General features: G+C 42.1%; 23 protein-coding genes and 1 other annotated feature. All 23 genes read left to right on the forward strand.

The genetic code is table 11. The features are described from left to right. The first annotated feature begins 296 nt into the window (after positions 1-296). The 23 genes from AJGP001_RS07120 (at position 297) to AJGP001_RS07225 (ending at position 18,886) form a co-directional block, all read left to right on the forward strand. Positions 297-704, forward strand: coding sequence for a hypothetical protein (locus AJGP001_RS07120; protein WP_071154338.1), 408 nt, complete (start codon positions 297-299; stop codon positions 702-704). Continuing rightward, positions 697-2,100 (forward strand): VanW family protein, encoded by a 1,404-nt coding sequence (locus tag AJGP001_RS07125; protein ID WP_078080317.1) that lies wholly within the window; start codon positions 697-699, stop codon positions 2,098-2,100. Before AJGP001_RS07120 ends, AJGP001_RS07125 begins: the two co-directional genes overlap by 8 nt. A 22-nt stretch (positions 2,101-2,122) precedes the next feature. Next, a complete protein-coding gene (locus AJGP001_RS07130; RefSeq protein ID WP_058385647.1) occupies positions 2,123-3,781 on the forward strand; it encodes a GspE/PulE family protein in 1,659 nt (552 codons plus the stop codon). Between the two features lie 4 nt (positions 3,782-3,785). Then, positions 3,786-4,826 (forward strand): type IV pilus twitching motility protein PilT, encoded by a 1,041-nt coding sequence (locus AJGP001_RS07135; protein WP_058385646.1) that lies wholly within the window; start codon positions 3,786-3,788, stop codon positions 4,824-4,826. Position 4,827: 1 nt separating this feature from the next. Continuing rightward, positions 4,828-6,039: a type II secretion system F family protein gene (locus AJGP001_RS07140; RefSeq protein WP_071154341.1), complete on the forward strand. Its 1,212-nt coding sequence runs from the start codon at positions 4,828-4,830 to the stop codon at positions 6,037-6,039. Between the two features lie 133 nt (positions 6,040-6,172). Beyond that, the gene (locus AJGP001_RS07145) at positions 6,173-6,634 is read left to right on the forward strand and encodes a prepilin-type N-terminal cleavage/methylation domain-containing protein (protein ID WP_078080318.1); all 462 of its coding nucleotides are present in this window, start codon (positions 6,173-6,175) and stop codon (positions 6,632-6,634) included. Positions 6,635-6,667: 33 nt separating this feature from the next. Further along, positions 6,668-7,594 carry a type IV pilus biogenesis protein PilM gene (pilM, locus tag AJGP001_RS07150; protein WP_078080319.1) on the forward strand — a complete coding sequence of 309 codons (927 nt, stop codon included), beginning with the start codon at positions 6,668-6,670 and terminating at the stop codon, positions 7,592-7,594. A 2-nt stretch (positions 7,595-7,596) separates the two neighbouring features. Next, a complete protein-coding gene (locus AJGP001_RS07155; RefSeq protein ID WP_071154342.1) occupies positions 7,597-8,331 on the forward strand; it encodes a PilN domain-containing protein in 735 nt (244 codons plus the stop codon). Next, positions 8,328-9,119 (forward strand): pilus assembly protein PilO, encoded by a 792-nt coding sequence (locus AJGP001_RS07160; protein ID WP_071154343.1) that lies wholly within the window; start codon positions 8,328-8,330, stop codon positions 9,117-9,119. The genes AJGP001_RS07155 and AJGP001_RS07160 overlap by 4 nt, the downstream gene beginning before the upstream one ends. A 510-nt stretch (positions 9,120-9,629) precedes the next feature. After that, entirely contained in the window at positions 9,630-10,385 is a 756-nt protein-coding gene (locus tag AJGP001_RS07165; RefSeq protein ID WP_071154344.1) for a prepilin peptidase, read from the forward strand. A gap of 310 nt (positions 10,386-10,695) precedes the next feature. Continuing rightward, positions 10,696-11,304: a Maf family protein gene (locus AJGP001_RS07170; RefSeq protein WP_071154401.1), complete on the forward strand. Its 609-nt coding sequence runs from the start codon at positions 10,696-10,698 to the stop codon at positions 11,302-11,304. Further along, positions 11,298-11,990, forward strand: coding sequence for a RadC family protein (gene radC / locus AJGP001_RS07175; RefSeq protein ID WP_058385639.1), 693 nt, complete (start codon positions 11,298-11,300; stop codon positions 11,988-11,990). The genes AJGP001_RS07170 and radC overlap by 7 nt, the downstream gene beginning before the upstream one ends. A 93-nt stretch (positions 11,991-12,083) precedes the next feature. Beyond that, positions 12,084-13,112 (forward strand): rod shape-determining protein, encoded by a 1,029-nt coding sequence (locus AJGP001_RS07180; RefSeq protein WP_071154345.1) that lies wholly within the window; start codon positions 12,084-12,086, stop codon positions 13,110-13,112. Between the two features lie 13 nt (positions 13,113-13,125). Beyond that, on the forward strand, positions 13,126-14,010 hold the full coding sequence (gene mreC / locus AJGP001_RS07185; protein ID WP_058385637.1) for a rod shape-determining protein MreC: 885 nt from the start codon (positions 13,126-13,128) through the stop codon (positions 14,008-14,010). After that, positions 14,007-14,537 (forward strand): rod shape-determining protein MreD, encoded by a 531-nt coding sequence (mreD, locus tag AJGP001_RS07190; protein WP_071154346.1) that lies wholly within the window; start codon positions 14,007-14,009, stop codon positions 14,535-14,537. The genes mreC and mreD overlap by 4 nt, the downstream gene beginning before the upstream one ends. Before the next feature lie 16 nt (positions 14,538-14,553). Next, positions 14,554-15,225: a septum site-determining protein MinC gene (minC, locus tag AJGP001_RS07195; RefSeq protein WP_071154347.1), complete on the forward strand. Its 672-nt coding sequence runs from the start codon at positions 14,554-14,556 to the stop codon at positions 15,223-15,225. Between the two features lies 1 nt (position 15,226). Next, positions 15,227-16,027: a septum site-determining protein MinD gene (gene minD, locus AJGP001_RS07200; RefSeq protein ID WP_058385634.1), complete on the forward strand. Its 801-nt coding sequence runs from the start codon at positions 15,227-15,229 to the stop codon at positions 16,025-16,027. Between the two features lie 61 nt (positions 16,028-16,088). After that, positions 16,089-16,592 carry a nuclease-related domain-containing protein gene (locus AJGP001_RS17620; protein ID WP_245830251.1) on the forward strand — a complete coding sequence of 168 codons (504 nt, stop codon included), beginning with the start codon at positions 16,089-16,091 and terminating at the stop codon, positions 16,590-16,592. Positions 16,593-16,661: 69 nt separating this feature from the next. Then, positions 16,662-17,024 (forward strand): hypothetical protein, encoded by a 363-nt coding sequence (locus tag AJGP001_RS17625; RefSeq protein ID WP_245830253.1) that lies wholly within the window; start codon positions 16,662-16,664, stop codon positions 17,022-17,024. Between the two features lie 159 nt (positions 17,025-17,183). Next, positions 17,184-17,265 (forward strand) — a sequence feature (ribosomal protein L21 leader region). A 14-nt stretch (positions 17,266-17,279) separates the two neighbouring features. Continuing rightward, the gene (gene rplU / locus AJGP001_RS07210; protein WP_058385632.1) at positions 17,280-17,588 is read left to right on the forward strand and encodes a 50S ribosomal protein L21; all 309 of its coding nucleotides are present in this window, start codon (positions 17,280-17,282) and stop codon (positions 17,586-17,588) included. Between the two features lie 2 nt (positions 17,589-17,590). Continuing rightward, complete coding sequence (locus AJGP001_RS07215) at positions 17,591-17,920, forward strand: ribosomal-processing cysteine protease Prp (protein ID WP_058385631.1); 330 nt, start codon at positions 17,591-17,593, stop codon at positions 17,918-17,920. Positions 17,921-17,933: 13 nt separating this feature from the next. Then, a complete protein-coding gene (rpmA, locus tag AJGP001_RS07220) occupies positions 17,934-18,224 on the forward strand; it encodes a 50S ribosomal protein L27 (RefSeq protein ID WP_078080321.1) in 291 nt (96 codons plus the stop codon). Between the two features lie 146 nt (positions 18,225-18,370). Further along, positions 18,371-18,886 (forward strand): Spo0B domain-containing protein, encoded by a 516-nt coding sequence (locus AJGP001_RS07225; protein WP_071154348.1) that lies wholly within the window; start codon positions 18,371-18,373, stop codon positions 18,884-18,886.

Here is an 18,886-nt window from a genome sequence, read left to right on the forward strand (position 1 = left end):
TTCACCCGCTTATGTAAAAAGTAGTAGTAATAACTTAGAAAGTTTAACCATCTTGTTATGTATATCATTTTAGTTGTAACTTGACCACATAAAAATGTAATAAATTATACGTTAAATAGGAAATAAGTATTGATAACTATTTTTATAATTCACTACTATTTATACCATTTATCTTGTATTATAGCTATATCAGATGAGATACTTTAACCTATCTTATTACTTTAATTTACAAATTAAAAGGAAAGATCATTTTTAATCTTGCAGTATCAAGTACTGACTATACAGGGGGAGTTTTAATGATTCGCATTTTACTATTCATAATTTTTGCTGCAAGTACGTTGTCTATTTTGTATTTTTTTACAAAAGGTGATATTAGAAAAAATAAAATGATCTTACTAGGTGGAGGTATATTCGTGGCTGCCATTGGACTTTTTATGCAAAGTACATTTTCACTAATTCTTTCGATAGCTGGCATACTTGGAGTTTCTTTACTAGTTGCATTGAGTTATACGAAATTCCTTGAAAAAGAACAACTAAAAAATCAGCAACTTATTCAAGAGCGCAGGAACAAAAAAAGTAGCACGTCATTGAAACAACCTAAACATGTGGAACCGATTCAGCAATCAGTGCATGAACCGATAGTTGAGAAGCCATTTGGTATGCAGACGATCGCTGTGATTAAGGAGGAACAGAAAGTTGAATAATCAAGTTTTCGGTAAGACGTTTTTAACAATTTTTTTATCGGGGTTGTTGTTTTTTGGCGTTTCCAATGCAGGAGCTACAGTCATAGACAAATGGCTATTTCCAAAAGAGCAATTTGGTGACGATACGTATATAGGCACAACAAATGTTTCAAACATGGAAGTAGCTGGAGCTATGGCGCAATTTTCTGGAACGCTCGAAAATTGGCATCAGTCTTCCGAATTACTAGTAAGATATCAAGATGCTACTGCAAATTATCCGCTAGATGATGCAGAAATTCTGTTAGAAGAAACAGCTCAGCAGGCACAGTCCGGTATGCAAAATAGTTTCTTATACAACCTTCCAGAAAAGACCACTGAGCGCTTTTTAACTGAGAATTTCCCGCGAGTGGCATTTTCTGAAGCAGAAGTACAAAAAATTAACGTAAAATTAGAAGAAGCGCTTGAAGCAGGTCTTGAAAAAACAACCGTAACAATTAGTGATGATTCTCTTGATGTTGAACAAGAGACCGTATCAAAAGTAGCTTTCCCACAAGTATCAATCAATGAAAACACAGTAGCTGTTGTGGCAGCCATCAATGGTATGCAGATTGCTCCTGGTGAAAAAATTTCCTTTTTAACCTTTATCAATGAACTAAAACCTATTGGATTATCAGATTCCGAACTTACTGAAATCGCTTCGGCAATTTATGCGGTAGTACTCAAGACAAATTTCAAAATAGAAGAACGTAGTATTGGAAATCGAATTCCAGAAAAGATTGCTATTGGCGAAGAAGCAACCATTAATCGTTCGCTTGGCATTGACTTGGTTTTTTCTAATCCAAATGCTAGTTCTTTTACATTAAATACAGCATTTACGGATGATTCGTTAACTGTGTCATTAGAAGGCTTTCCTTTTGTATATGACTATACTGTTTCAACTTCTAGTAAAGAAGCTGTCAATCCTCGATTGATTAAGCAGTACAGTGCTTTTGTTACGACTGGAAAAGCAATAGAAGAAGAAGGGAGCGAAGGTGTTCGTGTTGAAATAGTCAGGTCGATTATGGATAACGGAGACGAGCTAAAAGTTGAAGCCATCTCTACTGACTTCTATCCACCTATTAATCGTATAGAACTTTATCCATTAACAGCTCCTCCTGCAGAAGTAGTTCCAGAAACAGGATTAGATGGATCTCTAGAAGAAGAACAGGTACCGGGTGAATCAGCAGACGAAAAGAGCGAAGCTGATTCTGAATCAGGAAAAGAGCAAGCGGCTGAAAACATTAAAACTGAAGCTGATTCTGGTAAGGCAGATAGTTCTACAGACAAAGAAACAAATAATTCAACTCCAAATTCAGACAAGAATTCGGAAACCGATAAACCTATATATGATAAGGGTGGAAATTTAGTTAATCCTTAATCGATGTGAGGGAGGAAAAAGCTTGGCAAAAATACGTAAGCGACTGGGGGATATTCTAGTCGACCATGGCTTGTTAACACAGTCAGACTTTGATGAAGCCCTCAACACCAAAAAACCAGAACAAAAAATAGGAGATGCGCTATTACAACGAGGATTGATTACAGAACAACAGCTGATTGAAACTCTTGAAGTGCAATTAGGCATTCCACACGTTTCATTGTTCCGTTATCCTTTCGATAAAAACTTGTTTAATATGGTGCCAAAGGAAATGGCAAAGCGCAATCAGCTAGTGCCGCTAAAAATAGAAGGTGATAAATTATTTATTGCTATGACAAACCCGATGGATTATATTACGATTGATGATCTTCGATTGACAACGGGGTTTCAGATAGCGCCAGTAATCGCCTCAAAAGAAGATGTTACTAAAACAATTTCTAAGTATTATGACGAAGAATCGTTTGATGAGTTTATTGTTGATTTGCCTGAAAAAGAGCAAGGACAACAAGAAGATATGGGAGACTTAGATGCACCAATTGTCCGTTTAGTCAGTCAGATTCTTTCAACGGCTGTATCGCTAAAAGCAAGTGACGTTCACATGGATCCTCAAGAAAACCGAGTATTGATTCGTTACCGAATTGATGGGTCCCTCCGAACGGAACGTATATTGCCAAAAGCGATGCAAGGGATGATCACAGCGCGCATTAAAATCTTGGCGAATCTTGACATTACAGAAAGCCGGATTCCACAAGATGGTCGGATTAAAACAAATGTAGATATGCGACCTATCGACTTGCGGGTTTCTTCATTGCCGACTGTCTACGGAGAAAAAGTTGTCATGCGAATTTTAGATTTAAGTGCAAACTTAACTGATATTTCCAAGCTTGGCTTTAGTGAACTGAATATGGAGCGCTTTATGCGTGAAATTGACAAACCAAATGGTATCATTTTGATTTCTGGTCCTACCGGTTCAGGTAAATCATCGACTCTTTATGCAGCCTTGAACAAGTTAAATAGTGAAGAGGTTAATATTATTACGGTAGAAGACCCGGTTGAGTACCAACTAGAAGGCATTAACCAAATTCAAGTAAATACCAATGTCGGCTTGACTTTTGCGGCTGGACTTCGTTCTATCCTGCGCCAAGATCCCGATATCGTCATGGTAGGGGAAATTCGCGACAAAGAAACAGCTGATATTTCGATACGGGCATCACTTACAGGTCATTTAGTGCTGAGTACGATTCACACGAATGATTCAATTGCTTCGATTACGCGTTTAATGGACATGGGCATAGAACCGTTTCTTGTAACGGCTTCTCTAAATGCGGTAGTTGCACAACGGTTAATCCGTCGTGTCTGTCGAGATTGCCGTGAAATCCATCAAGCGACGGAACGCGAAAAGCATATTTTTGAAAAAAGAGGTTTAACAATTGAAACAATTGCGCGTGGGAGTGGTTGTTCACAATGCAACATGACGGGCTACCGTGGTCGCATGGCGATTCATGAAGTGCTTGTTGTCAACGAAGAGATAAAAGACATTATCAATCGTAACGGAACAGCTGGAGAAATTCGCGAAATTGCACTGCAAAACAAAACGATTTTCTTGATTGACGATGGCCTATCAAAAGTGAAGGAGGGCATGACAACTACAGAAGAAGTTCTGCGCGTTGCCATGATGGATTAAGCCTATGCCTACTACCTATATAGATGAAATATTAACAGCAGCCAGTAAGTTAGATGTGTCAGACATTCACTTAACAGCAGGTATCCCACCGGTCTTTCGGATGAATGGAGAACTTCAGCGATACGGCGAGCAAATCGTAACGCCAGATCAGTCGAGAGAAATCAGTGAAGCGTTGATTCCCAAAAAAGCATGGGACACGTTTGTGTTAAAAGGAGAAATGGATTATGCCTATTCGTTACCTGGTGTTGCAAGATATCGTGTCAATTCGTTTCAGCAGCGAGGCTCTGTATCGCATGCTTTTAGAGCCATTGCTTCAGGAATTCCAACAATTGACCAATTAAAAATGCCAGCCATACTAAAAACACTTGCCGAAACTCATCAAGGTTTGATATTAGTCACTGGACCAACAGGCTCTGGTAAATCGACGACCTTGGCTGCAATGATTCGCCATATTAATGAAACAATGACGAAGCATATTATTACGTTAGAAGATCCAATTGAATACTTACACAGACACGGTACATCAATTATTAACCAACGAGAAATTGGCTTTGACACCAATTCGTTTTCAAATGGCTTGAGAGCGGCTTTGCGCCAAGATCCAGATGTTATTTTAGTTGGAGAAATGCGTGACTTGGAAACGATCACTACCGCCATTACGGCGGCTGAAACAGGACATTTGGTGATGGCAACACTTCATACATCTAGCGCGTCATCTACAATCGAGCGAATTATCGATGTGTTTCCAGCGGGTCAGCAAGCGCAAATCCGCACGCAACTGGGTGGTGTATTAAAAGCCGTTGTTTCACAGCGTTTGTTACCAAAAGCAGATGGTAAAGGCCGTATCGCTGCAACAGAAGTCATGATTAATAATACGGCCGTTGCGAACTTAATCCGTACCGAAAAAGTACACCAAATACCAAACGTCATTTTGACCAATCGTGCAGCGGGCATGCACATGATGTCAACGTCGATTCAAGAACTGTTAACGAGTGGGAAAATCACGCGTCAAGTGGCTCACCCCTATTTAAGAGGGGAAGACTAATATGGCACGCTTCAAATACGAAGGACGCGATACCAAGAAAGTAAGAACTGGGATGATTACTGCCGGAAACCGCAGAGAAGCGATTATTAAATTACGTGATGACGGCATCAAAGTAATTGATATTAAAGAAATTGAAACCACGACTCTCCAAAAGGATATTAGTATTGGAAATCCGGTGAAACGCGATCAATTTATTATGTTTTTGCGTCAGTTTTCTACATTGATGCGTGCTGGAGTGACGATTGTGGATACCATTCGTATTTTGTCTCAACAAGTCGAATCAAAAGCATTAGCAAAGACGCTCGCAATGATAGAAGATGAGTTGCGAAAAGGGAATAGCTTATCGGATAGTTTAGCAAAACACCCCAAAATTTTTGAGCCTCTAACGATTAATTTGATCAAAGCAGGTGAAATGTCCGGAAATATCGACGAATCGTTAGACCGTTTGGCGACTCATTACGACAAAGCATACCAGACGAGACAAAAGGTGGTTTCCGCTATGTCTTATCCAGCGGTTGTTGGTGTTATTGCTATCGGTGTTGTGATCTTTTTGTTAGCAACAATTGTCCCGATGTTTGTTGAAATGTTTGAAGGATTTGGTGGTGAACTTCCGTTATTAACGCAAGTGGTGATGCAAGCAAGTAACCTGGTTATCCAATATTGGTATGTAATCATTATCGTCGTGCTATTGATCGGTGTTTTGTTTTGGGCGATGAAGCGAAGCACAAAAGGCAGAATGCTGCTTGATACGATGTTGCTTCGAATGCCGATATTCGGTAAAATTTTCAAAAAATCGGCATTGGCACGTTTGACTCGAACGCTGAGTTCAATGTTTTCAAGTTCTGTCCCAATTTTGCAAGCGATGACAATGGTCGAAAAAGTAGTAGGCAATGCGGTAATGTCTAAAGTGTTGATCGCTTCACGTGACTCGCTCGAACGTGGTGGTTCTTTAACAGAACCGATGCGCAATCACTGGGCCTTTCCACCACTGATTCCACATATGATTTCAATCGGAGAACAAACGGGTTCGCTGGATCACATGTTATTAAAAGTGGCCGAGTTCTATGAAAGTGAAGTAGATGCAGAAACAGATCGACTGAAAGCGCTAATTGAGCCTTTAATGATTGTATTACTTGCTGCATTAGTTGGTACTATAGTGCTATCTATTATGCTACCGATGTTTGAAATGTTTAATAATGTAGACAGTATGTAGTGTAATATTTACAATTATTTTTAAAATAATTGTAAAATAGCAAGAAAAAGCTATTGCTATAATTGGTTCTATTGTTATAATTGAGACGTACTCAAAGTAGTATATAAAAGTAAAAAAATAGGGGGAAAAGAAAATGAAGAAATATCTTCAAAACAAATTGAATAACGAAAAAGGGATGACGTTAATCGAGCTATTAGCTGTTATCGTTATTATCGCCATTATTGCTGCAATTGCTATTCCGGCGATTGGGAATATTATTGAGAATAGTCGTTATAGTGCTGTTAAGGCTGATGCAACAAATGTGTTAAATGCTGCTCAGCTATACTATACGGAAACTCCTGAGGGACCAGGTGCAAACACTCCTTTAACTGTCACACTTCTAAAAAGTTCTGGATTTGTAGAAAGTGAAGGTAAAATTCCAGTTGGTTCAACAATTACAAAGGATAGTACTTCAGGAGTTTTAAAAATAACTACCACTCCTATTGATTTTTCAGGTAGTAAAAAAATTAAATTTACAGCTGCCTCTATTAAAGGAATAACAGGTGATACTGATAAAGGCAGCGCAGTAACTGGAACGAAAGAAATTTCTAACTAACTTATATTTGATATACATCTAGGAGCTGAAAAAATGGCCTTATCGTTTTTAACGAAAAAAGCGCGTGTTGTGACAATGACTATAGAAGAAGATGCCATCCGCTATGTGGAGTTCAAAACCACAGAACCGCTCCATATAAGCCAAGCGGAAGAGATGGCTCTTCCGCCTGGGATTATCAAAGATGGTGAAATTGTCGACGTGAAGGCGCTTGGTTCGTTACTCGATGAGGCTGTCCATCAGTGGGGTCTCTCTAAGAAGTCAGTCCGATTCCTCGCCCCTGACGAATTCGTTATTATCCGCAAAGTTACTTTTCCCCAAGGTGTTAAAGTTGATGAGCTAAAAGGCCATTTCTTTATTGAAATCGGTTCGACGCTGTATCTGCCTTTTGAAGACCCGGTGTTCGATGTTGTGCCTTACAACGACAATGCTGAAGTGTTGATCATCGCTTCAAAAGAATCCGTAATCCGTTCCTATGAACAGCTGTTTGACGGAGCGAAGATGAAAGCGGCAGTGGCAGACATTACGCCGCTCGCTTTATATCGCTTGGCGTACGTGCAACACGATTTTGCCGAAGAAGAACATATTATGATAATTGATCTTCAATCAAAAAAAATGACGGTGTCAATTTTTCATGAACATTATCCGCTGTTCATGCGTCCCGTTGAATTCCAGTTGGCTGAAGAAGATTTCTTGGACTCCGCTATGTTGATAGAAGAGATTGAAACAGAAGCTGAAAAATTGGGCAATTTTTATCGTTATAGTATGAATGCTGGCGAAGCGGGGATTTCGAAAGTCATTTTTAATGGATTGGACAATTGGCCAGAACTTCAAGCTAGACTTGAAAACCGGCTATCCGTGCCTGTTTATCCGATTGTCATGAAACCCATCCCGTCCGAATTAAACGATAGCGTTCCCGAACGGTTTAACCGTGCCATCGGTTTAGCCCTGAAAGAGGTGTAAGCATGTTAGTAGATATTAATTTATTGCCGCAAAAAGAACGGGAACGTCCCGTTGCCCTTTTTGCGGTGCTTGGCATTATATTGGCGGCTGTTTTAATATGGGCGACTTTTTTCTTTATGGCACAGTCACAGAGCAAGCAGCAAGTCGCAACAGATGCAGAATACACATTGGTCACGAGTCAAAGTGAAGCAATTCGTGCACAATTAGAAGCGTCTATTGGGTTAAATGATGAGCAGCAATTGCAAGCAACGGTTGTGTGGGCAGAAGGCTATCAATTTGATACTGTGCCACTGCTTGGTGACCTTGTTTCCCGTTTACCCAAACGTGGATTTTTTGATTCGTTTTCATTTGTTAAACCGAACTTAGGTACGTTAACCATTCAATTCGATACGTCTCGTGAAGCCGCTTATTACTTGACTCAGTTAAAGGCTTCTGAATTTTTAGAGTCAGCTACACTGGATTCTGTAACGAACGAAGAATTGGATTTGATCGAGGAAGAAGAAGGATCTATTGAGGATCCAGAAGCGTTAATAGAAAATCCACGTTATTTAGCTACGTATAGTTTGGTTTACATAGATGAACGTTTGCCAGCGGCAGAAGGCACGGTCAATGCTGATGGAACGATAACGGAAGCCCCAACAATAGAAGAGGTTCCTGTTGTAGAAGAACCGCCTGTTACAGACACCCCGCCGGTAGAAGAAACGGTTCCTGAAGAATCTGAGGGGGATGTTCAATGAGCAACTGGACTAAACGACAAAAAGAACTAGCCTTGATCGTGTTAGCGGCAATTTTTTTAGCAGGAAGTGCAGCGTATTCCTATTTTTCTTTGTATATACCAGCGAAAGATGCACGTCTTCAGTCCGAGCAATTATTAACTGCGGAAAAAGAAGTGTTGATGGCTTTAGAAGTGCAGCAAAAAGCAGCACCTCCAACTGAGAAAATTAGTGTAAGGGATTTGCAACAAAAAGTTTCTGTTGAGCCATTAACAGACTTAATCCTTTTGCAAATTGAGCAAGCTGAATTGATCTCGCAGACTTTTGTGACGTCTGTAAACTTTGTGGAGGCACCTTTGACATTACTTCAGCCGGTAGAAGGATTAGAGAACGTGCAAGAAATTGTTACGGCTGTTGAATTTAATGCCAGAGATTATAAAAGTATTGCAACTTTCATCAAAGAAATCGAGCAGATGGAACGAATTATGGTTGTAGGAGCTATTGATTTCACTGCAAATCCAGAATTGACAAAAGCCGATCAAATAAGCGAACCACTAACAGTTTCCGTATCCTTTTCAGCATTTTACCGACCGGATTTGATAGAACTTGCAGATGGATCGTTGAAAGTTGATTCTCCAGCACCAGCAAAAAAAGTAAACCCCTTGCCTCAGAATGACGGCACTAGCTTAGTTGCACCTGAAGAAGCGCTGGAAACAACGCAAGAAGAAACCGGAGTTTCAACCGACGATTCTGAAACCGAAGTAAAGGTAGAAGTAGAAGTGCAAGAAAATGCAGAAGCTGTAAATCGGTAATAAAGATAAAGAAAAATCAGAGAAATCATTGCGATTTCTCTTTTTTTGGTAGAGGTGGTTTGAAGATTTGTGTATAAGTCGAGTTATGAAGTTTCACTTCTAGATATTCCGCAAAGCAACTTCGCTTTCCTGCGGGCTTGCGCCGAACTAACTCGGGCTATCGCCCGAGTGGATTTCGGCACTTCGCTATTCCGCGGGAGTCTACGCTGTTTTGCTCCATATCTCTAATGTGGACTCTTAAATATAAGTTTGTATCTACTCTAAGAAAAGTTTATGTCAGCCAAATTCAAGCTGTCTTTTTTGTAGCGTGGAATACAAACTTTTGAATGAAAACCTTAGAAGAAAGAACGTAAGGCGGCGACTCCTGCGGAAAAACGGAGTGGTGAGACCCCGCAGGAGCCTGCGACGAGGAGGCTCTGCGCTTTGTCCGCGGAAAGCGTCCACCTGCAGTGATTTCTTCAACTCCATCACTAACTATCCCCCCAAAAAACTAAAGCAAAGAGGGTTTCTATGGTATTAACATATTCTGTTTTTATTGGTTTGTTTGGTCTTGTTTTTGGTTCCTTTTTTAATGTTGTCGGCTTACGTGTGCCGAAAAAACAATCGATTGCTTACCCGCCTTCGCATTGCACCAATTGCGACCGGCGCTTAACGGCAATTGATTTGGTACCGGTGTTTTCTTATGTGTTTTTAAGAGGTCAATGCCGAACGTGTGGTGCTAAGATTCACTGGGTTTATCCGTTAATGGAAGCGGTGACTGCGGTTTTATTCGTCGCATCATTTTTGGTATTTGGCTTTACGCCAGAATTTGTCGTTGCGATCCTGTTTGTGTCGCTATTGGTCATCATCACCGTGTCAGACATCGCGTATATGCTCATTCCGGATAAAGTGCTCTTGCCGTTCGCAGTCGTGTTGCTCGGTCTTCGTTTGTTTGTTCCGTTAGATCCGTGGTGGGATAGTTTACTTGGAGCCGTTGTTGGATTTGGCTTACTGTTTTTGATTGCGGTTGTTTCGAAAGGCGGCATGGGTGGTGGCGACATTAAATTGTTTTTCGTTATTGGCTTAGTGCTCGGGACCGTCGGAACGCTAATGACCTTGTTTTTCGCTTCGTTTATTGGCGCCATCGTAGGCATCATCCAATTGCGCGTCACGAAAAAAGGACGCAAAACACCGATTCCGTTTGGCCCGTCGATCGCGTTGGCGGCTGTCATCGTTTGTTTTTGGGGAGACGGGTTGCTTGCGTGGTATATGAATTTTCTAGGGTGAAGCTGAGGCTTCATCCTTTTTTATTTTGAAACGTAATAGGCAGTTCTCCTTTACCGACCGCTTGGCTTCTGCAACAAGCGAGATAAGCGAACGAACGCCTGGTTTTGCTTAACGACTGGACACACCGGCGCTTGGGAATTTCTGTTTCTCGTAAATCTCAATTTTCAACCGCTACAGGCAGCGTTTTTTGCAAATCCAATCGGTCAAATCTTATTTTTCAACCGCTTAATACGGCCAAAATTCATTTTTCTTCATTTGTTTTGGAGATTCGTTAGGTGGTATGATTCTTGAAAAAGGAGCGATTCTCATCATGAAGTTTAAAACTGATTTCCCAGTTGTTCTTGCATCACAATCACCGCGTCGTCAGGAGCTTTTAAGGATGCTTGGTGTTGATTTTGAGGTTATCCCAAGCACCAAAGATGAACCGGATCCGCAGCAGTTTCAAACGGCACTTGGTTATGTTTTAGCATGCGCTGCGCAAAAAGCACAGGAAGTTGCGGCCAGACGCACGGACGCCATCGTGATCGGTTCGGATACCATTGTCGTTTTAGGTGATGAGGTTTTATTGAAACCCAAAAATAAAGAACAAGCTACAGGCTACTTGCAGAAATTATCGGGTCGCACACATCAAGTGATTACGGCCGTTACGGTTGTGCAAGATACCAGTGAGCACACATTTTACGAAACAGTTAAAGTGACGTTTTTTGATTTGCCAGAGGCATGGATTGACGCCTATACCGATACGGAAGATCCGTATGACAAAGCAGGTGCATATGGCATACAAACGCTTTCTGGCTTGTTCGTTAAAGAAATTCAAGGGGACTACAACGCAGTCGTCGGTTTGCCCATTGCTGCATTAACACAGAAACTTGTCAGTGCCGGATTTATCTACTTAGAAGGGAGCAGTGTCAGATGCTAAACGAAACATCGTTAATGATCCGCGACGTCCATGTTTCTGACCGTCCGCGTGAACGACTCATCAATCAAGGTGCAGCGGCTTTGTCGAATCAAGAACTGATTGCGATTTTGCTGCGCACAGGCAGCAAACAAGAATCGGTATTGCATTTGGCTAATCGGATTCTCACTCATTTTGAACAAATTCAAGAATTGAAAAATGCCACCATCGAAGAGATGGTGGCAATCAACGGCATCGGCCAAGCAAAAGCCGTTCAACTGCTTGCCGCGGTAGAACTGGGCCGCCGTTTGTCTTCGAAACAAACGGATACAAAATTCACCATTCGTTCTCCAAAAGATGCGGCTTCTTATTTGATGGCCGATATGACTTCCCTCAAGCAAGAACATTTTGTCGTCTTATTCCTCAATATTAAAAACCAAGTGATGCATCGCCAAACTATATTTGTTGGGAGCCTAAATGCCTCTATTGTTCATCCTCGTGAAATTTTTCGTGAAGCCGTGCGCCGTTCTTCAGCTTCTATTGTCTGTGCACATAACCATCCTTCAGGAAATCCAGCGCCTTCTCCAGAAGATATCAATGTGACGAAACGACTTGTCGAAGCCGGTAGCATCATCGGTATTGAACTTCTTGATCACGTCATTATCGGTGACCACCAATTCATTTCGTTGAAAGAAAAGGGGTTCATGTAGCACTGTTTATTTTTTTTCTTTTCGTCTATAATGAGTGGTATTGTGTCAACACAATTGCCGAAATACGGCTTGTAATGGAAGGGAAGAAAAAACGTGTTTGGATTTGGTTTAAAAGATGTTGGAATTGATTTAGGTACTGCAAATACATTGGTCTATATTAAAGGCAAAGGAATCGTTCTTCGCGAACCTTCTGTAGTCATTAAAAATAAAAAAAATGGCGAAATCGTTGCAGTCGGCAACCAAGCTAAAAACATGATGGGCCGTACCGCAAACTCAATTGTCGCGATTCGTCCAATGCGTGACGGCGTGATCGCCGATTACGATACCACGTTGACGATGATCAAGCATTGTTTAGCTGAAGCGTTTAAAGCAGCAGGCGGTAAATGGAAAAGCGGTGTGGTACTGATTTGTGTGCCCTACGGCATTACGTCAGTGGAACAGCGCGCTGTGTTAAATGCTGCTCACGGAGCGGGAGCGCGTGAAGCGTTCACGATTGAAGAACCTTTTGCAGCAGCGATTGGCGCAGATTTGCCAGTTTGGGAACCTGTTGGCAGTATGGTCGTCGATATTGGAGGCGGAACGACTGAAGTGGCGGTTATTTCTTTAGGCGGCATTGTTTCGAGCGAATCGATTCGTGTAGCTGGAGATGCCTTAGATATGGAAATTACGCAGTATATCCGAAAAACCTATAATGTGTTGATAGGTGAAAGAACAGCGGAAGCACTTAAAGTTGGTATCGGTTCTGCGCGCATGATGGAAACCGATGACAAGGATGCTTCGATGGAAATTCGTGGACGTGACTTGTTGACCGGTTTTCCAAAAACTTTGCAAGTGACTTCCGAAGAAATTGCCGGAGCCTTGAGTGAACCAGTAGCGGCTATTGTCGCAGGTATTAAAGCGACTTTAGAAAAAACACCGCCTGAGTTGAGCGCAGATGTGTTAGAAAATGGTATTGTGTTAACAGGCGGAGGCGCACTTTTGAAAAATCTCGACCGTGTTATTTCGGCTGAGACGTTGATGCCCGTATCGATTGCCGAATATCCACTGGATTGTGTCGCGCTCGGCACAGGCAAGGCGTTGGAAAATATCGAGAAATTCCGACGTCAGTTATCAATTAAATAAGGAGGATGGCAATATGCCACAGCTTTTTACGAACAAGCGGCTCATATTGCTGCTGTTGGGTGTCATCCTGCTCGTTGCCCTGATTTCTTTTTCGCTCCGTGATCGTGACAATGTGTCGCTTCCGGAACAACTTATAAAAGATGCTGTTGGAGCGGGGCAGTCGGTGTTTTCACGCCCTGCTCATTTTGTCACTGGAATTTTTGAAAATGTGGATTCTTTATTAAATACATTTGAAGAAAACCAGCATCTAAAAACGCGTTTAGAAGAATTTGCAGGAGTGCAGGCTGAAGTTAAGGACTTGCGTTCTGAAAACGAAGAATTGAAAAAAATTACCGGCAAAGAACAATCGCTGCGTGATTACAATCCAATTCAGGCTACGGTTATCGCGCGAAATCCCGATCAATGGGAAGAAAAAATTATTCTTAACCAAGGTTCAAATCAAGGCGTCGGAGTAAATATGGCCGTTATGACGGCGAGCGGTTTGATTGGGAAAGTCACATTGACCACACCGACGACGTCAACTGTCGAGTTGATTTCTACGATCAATCCAAATTACCGTGTTTCTGCAATGGTCGTTGGTGGTGCAAAAGACGTTTTCGGCTTAATTGAAGGATACGACGCAGAACGTCGTGAACTTCTGTTAAAGCGGATTGACGCCAATATTGAATTGAAAAAAGGCGATCAAGTGATATCGAGTGGACTTGGTGGTATTTTTCCAAAAGGTATTTTAATCGGCACCATCACAGAAGTGACGATTGATGAGTTTGGGTTGACAAAGCTTGCTTATGTTAAGCCCGCTGCGGATTTTTCTCTTTTAAACCATGTAATTATCGCAGACCGATTGATGCCGGAAGTGGACGGTGAAGACAATGGCGTGACAGGAGACGATGAATCATGATCCGTTTTCTTATCCCGTTGATCTGCCTCGTCCTGTTTTTCATGGAACCGGTTTTCGGTCTTTTTTCGCCGCTCAATATTGACGGTGAATTGAATTACATCGTGCCGCGTTTTTTAATTATGTTCTTGATTTTCTTGACGCTTTATTATGATTTAAAGCATGCGATGTTTTACGGATTATTTTTCGGGCTCTTGTATGATGTCTTTTACATTGATATTATTGGATTATATTCTTTTTTGTATCCAGCTATTTGTCTGGTTGCGGCGTTCGCATTCAAAAGAATCCCCCGGAATTTATTGACGGCAACCTTGCTGACACTTGTTTTATTGGCATTGTTCGAATTTTTGCTTTACCAATTCTTCCTGCTTATTTCATTAACAGGAATGCCGCTTGGTACATTTATCACGACGCGGTTATGGCCAACGATGATCGCCAACTCCATTTTCTTGGTGATGCTCGGCTGGGTTTTCAAGTCGGTAATGGTCACGCAATTATCTGAGCGTGACAATAAGATAGGGTTATATTAATGAAAGCGCAGGTGACATTTTTTTGAAAAATCTCGTTACGATTAAAGGGAAAAATAAAGGACTTGTGCTGTATCTTGACGATCAATGTGCGTATGCGGATTTATTGGTTGAAGTAGCAGCGAAAGTATCGGATCCTGCGCTTGACAGCGATACCGAAGTCACGGTGCATTTGAACAAACGCTATTGCACAGACAGCCAGATTCAAGAACTAAGCAAAGTGGTGTCAACAAATCCTCATTTAAAGGTAATCGCAACGACAAGTGATATCTTGACAGTTCAAGAAAGTGAACAAAAAATTCTTGAAAGTCAGTCGGAAACCTATGTCGGCATTGTTCGGTCGGGTCAAGTGATTAAAGCTGAAGGCGATTTGGTCGTTATTGGAGATGTTAACCCCAATGGTCGGGTAGAAGCAGGCGGCAGTGTCTATGTACTGGGCCGACTAAAAGGCGCGGCGCATGCAGGGACAAAGGGCAATCGTGACGCAGTTATTGCGGCATCGTGGTTAGAAGCAACGCAATTGAAAATTCACGACGAATTGGAAACGATGACAGACGAATTGTCTAGTCTTTCGGAACAACCGGAAATGGAATGCGCTTATTTACATACAAATGGCACAATCATCATTGACCGTTTGCAGGAATTGCGGTTTATTCGTCCGCAAATTTCAACGTTTAAAGGAGGAAGCTAGTGTGGGAGAAGCTATCGTAATAACATCAGGCAAGGGAGGCGTCGGTAAAACGACGACAACCGCCAACCTCGGCACTGCATTGGCTCTTCAAGGAAAAAGGGTATGCCTAATCGACACCGATATTGGATTACGCAATCTAGACGTTATTCTCGGTTTAGAAAATCGCATTATCTACGATTTGATCGATGTCTTAGAAGGCCGTTGCAAAGTGCATCAAGCCCTTGTTAAAGACAAACGGTTTGAAGATATGTTGTATTTATTGCCAGCTGCACAAACGGCTGATAAAAATGACGTCAACCCTGAACAAATGAAAGAATTGGTAACGGAACTGAAAAAAGATTACGATTTTGTTATCATCGATTGCCCAGCCGGTATTGAGCAAGGCTATAAAAATGCCGTAGCTGGAGCAGACCACGCAATTGTCGTGACAACTCCTGAAATTTCAGCTGTTCGTGACGCTGATCGCATCATTGGGTTACTGGAACTTGAAGAAAACATCGACGCACCGCGTTTGATCATCAACCGCATTCGTCCACATTTGATGAAAGCGGGAGAAGCGTTAGATGTCAATGAAATTACAACGCATTTATCGATTGACCTTTTGGGGATTATCGCAGATGACGAGCGCGTTATTTCGAGCTCAAACAAAGGCGAACCGATCGTGATGGATCCGTCAAACACCGCAGCACTTGGCTACCGCAACATTGCGCGCCGCTTACTCGGAGAATCAGTGCCATTAATGAGCATGGAAAAAGCGCCACCAAGCTTGTTTACAAAAATCAAAGCCGTTTTTACAAAATAACATATTCTGAGCCTTCGCTATTGGAGCGAAGGCTTTTTTTAAAACTTTTGGGAGGTGTCGAATGAACGAATTTTTACTGATGCAAATGGTCGCGGCGGAACGTTTGTGTGTAGCGCATGAATCAAAGCAAGTCGTGTTGTCTGAACTGAAAAATTCTTTAGCAGGTGCAAGTGGTGAACAGCGTACGGCAAGTTTATTGAAAAGAGAGTTGGATTTACCAGGAGCAATTTTTCTGAGCGATGTACATATGCCATATAAAGAAGGAAATGCGCAAATTGACTTATTGCTCGTACACGCGGATTTTATTTGTGTGCTGGAAGTAAAGAACATGATCGGCGAATTTTATTTTGACTCAGTGAATTTTCAGTTTCACCGAATGATTGATGGACGCAGGGAAGGAATGCGTAATCCAGAAGCACAATTGCACCGGGCGGTAAAGGCAGCTTCTGGATTTCTCGGCGTTCCCGTACACGGCGTCATCGTTTTGGCGAGTCGCTCAGGAAAAGTAGTGGAGGCGCCAAAACAGTATCCGGTCGTATCGCTCGATTATTTGCCGTTTCATTAAGAGCAACTAGCGCACGGAGCGAAACTTTTTAATGTCGCGACAATAACAGCAAAGCTGCAGGGATTGCCCATGCGCAATACCAATCGCCACTGGCTCGAGCGCCAGAAAATCACGCTCGATTCACTGCGTCTTGGTGTGACTTGTCCAACATGCCGCAACTGTCCACTCTTCTGGCAAGAACGTAAATGGCATTGCGACGGATGTGAGTTTACTTCGCGCGATGCACACGAAGTCACGCTGCAAGAATACGCAGTGCTGTTTGGCAATAAACTCGACACGCGGGTTGCGTACCAGCTGCTTGGTGTCAAAGACAAATACGTGTTGTACCGGCTACTCGAAAAATCAGCACCCAAGAGTAATGTACGAGGCAAGCGACAGATTATTGAAAATCGTGATTTACTAAGAGCTTATTTTGGTCGCGTTTATAAGTGACCGCACCTCAAACGCGAAAGACCGCACCTCGCGCCGGGATGACCGCACCTCGCACAAATAAAAACTCCAAGCCGCACAAGCAATTTCATGAAAACTAACATTGTCTATTGACTCGACTAGTTGCCGCATGGTATTATTCTAATGTTATGTTTGTAGCGCACCGTGCTGCAACCGCTCGAATCAGGTTACATTAAGAAGTTGCTTCGGCAAGTCACCTGAATAGGCGAGTCTTAATCTTAGAGGAGGTGCAAGGATATGTACGCAATTATTGAAACTGGTGGAAAACAAATCAAAGTTGAAGCGGGCCAAGAAATCTACGTTGAGAAATTAACTGGAGAAGCTGGTGACGTGATCACTTTTGATAAAGTTCTATTTGTAGGTGGAGATGATACTAAAGTGGGTGTTCCTTTTGTTGAAGGAGCTACTGTTACGGCTAAAGTTGTTAAAAACGGCCGCGCTAAAAAGATCACAGTTTTCACTTATAAAGCGAAAAAGAACTACCATAGAAAAAAAGGTCATCGTCAGCCATACACGAAATTGACTATCGATGCGATTAACCTGTAAGAATGATACTTGTAACTGTAAAGGAAACGTCAAAACGCATTTCGTCTTTTGAAATGTCAGGCCATGCGGATTATGCTGAACATGGGCAAGACCTCGTATGTGCTGGAGCGTCTGCTGTCTCTTTTGGAGCGGTGAACGCCATCATGGAGCTGACGGGAATCGAACCAGAAATTCAGCAGGCAAACAGCGGCTTTTTAAAAGTCAGTTTTCCGAACAACCTGAATGACAAGACGGACGAGCAGGTTCAACTGCTAGTACGCGCAATGATTGTTTCGTTAAAAACGATTGAACAAGACTATGAAGAATATATTAAAATAACCTTCACAGCTTAGGAGGTGGGACAGAATGTTAAGATTAGATCTTCAGTTTTTTGCATCCAAAAAAGGTGTAGGTTCAACGAGAAACGGACGTGACTCTGAATCTAAACGCCTTGGCGCAAAACGTGCAGACGGCCAAGAAGTTACTGGTGGTTCAATTTTATACCGTCAACGCGGTACTAAAATTTATCCGGGCGAGAACGTTGGACGCGGCGGAGACGATACACTTTTTGCTAAAATCGACGGAATCGTACGTTTTGAACGTTACGGACGCGATAAGAAAAAAGTTAGCGTATATCCAGTTGCACAAGAAGCTTAATACAAAACGAAAAGGGCTGCTTTCGCAGTCCTTTTTCTTTTGAAAATAATAGGCACCGTCTGCGAGACGAGCAGAACACATTATTTTAGGAATTTGCTGCGAATTGTTGGTATACTGAAATAAGAAGCTGAATCGGGACGTGACGTATGGAAAAACCAATGACAGTGGCACAATCGCTTCGGCATGCGCGCCATGATTTTTTAAACGAACTTCAATTAATCAAAATGAATTTGGATCTTGGCCGTCTACAAGAGGCGCAAGCGATAATTCGTTCGCATGCCGAAGCGTCTATGCATGCCAGTCGGCTGGCCGACATCGGTCTGCCGCTGACAGAAGAATGGCTGTTGACGGCAAATTGGCGCTTTCTGGAATTTGATTTTCAGGTAATGTGTTTAGCGGTTCAGGCACCTGCACAGAAAGACGCCGAATTGCGGTGTTTTCTAGAGGATTTCGTTCAATCAGCAAAACTACACCTGACTCCATATGAGGTGTACAGTAGCGAAATTTTATTGACATCCAGTAGCTCGTTTTTTGAAATAAGCATTACAGGTCCAGGGAGTTGGCTAGATTTAGAACTAGTGGAATCAGCTGGATTCACGGTAACAAAAGAGTGCAGCGAAGACAGCGTTATGATTGTTGTTCGCGCACAGATGGAGGGATAA

The sequence above is a fragment of the Planococcus faecalis genome (assembly GCF_002009235.1).
Taxonomy (GTDB): Bacteria; Bacillota; Bacilli; order Bacillales_A; family Planococcaceae; genus Planococcus; species Planococcus kocurii.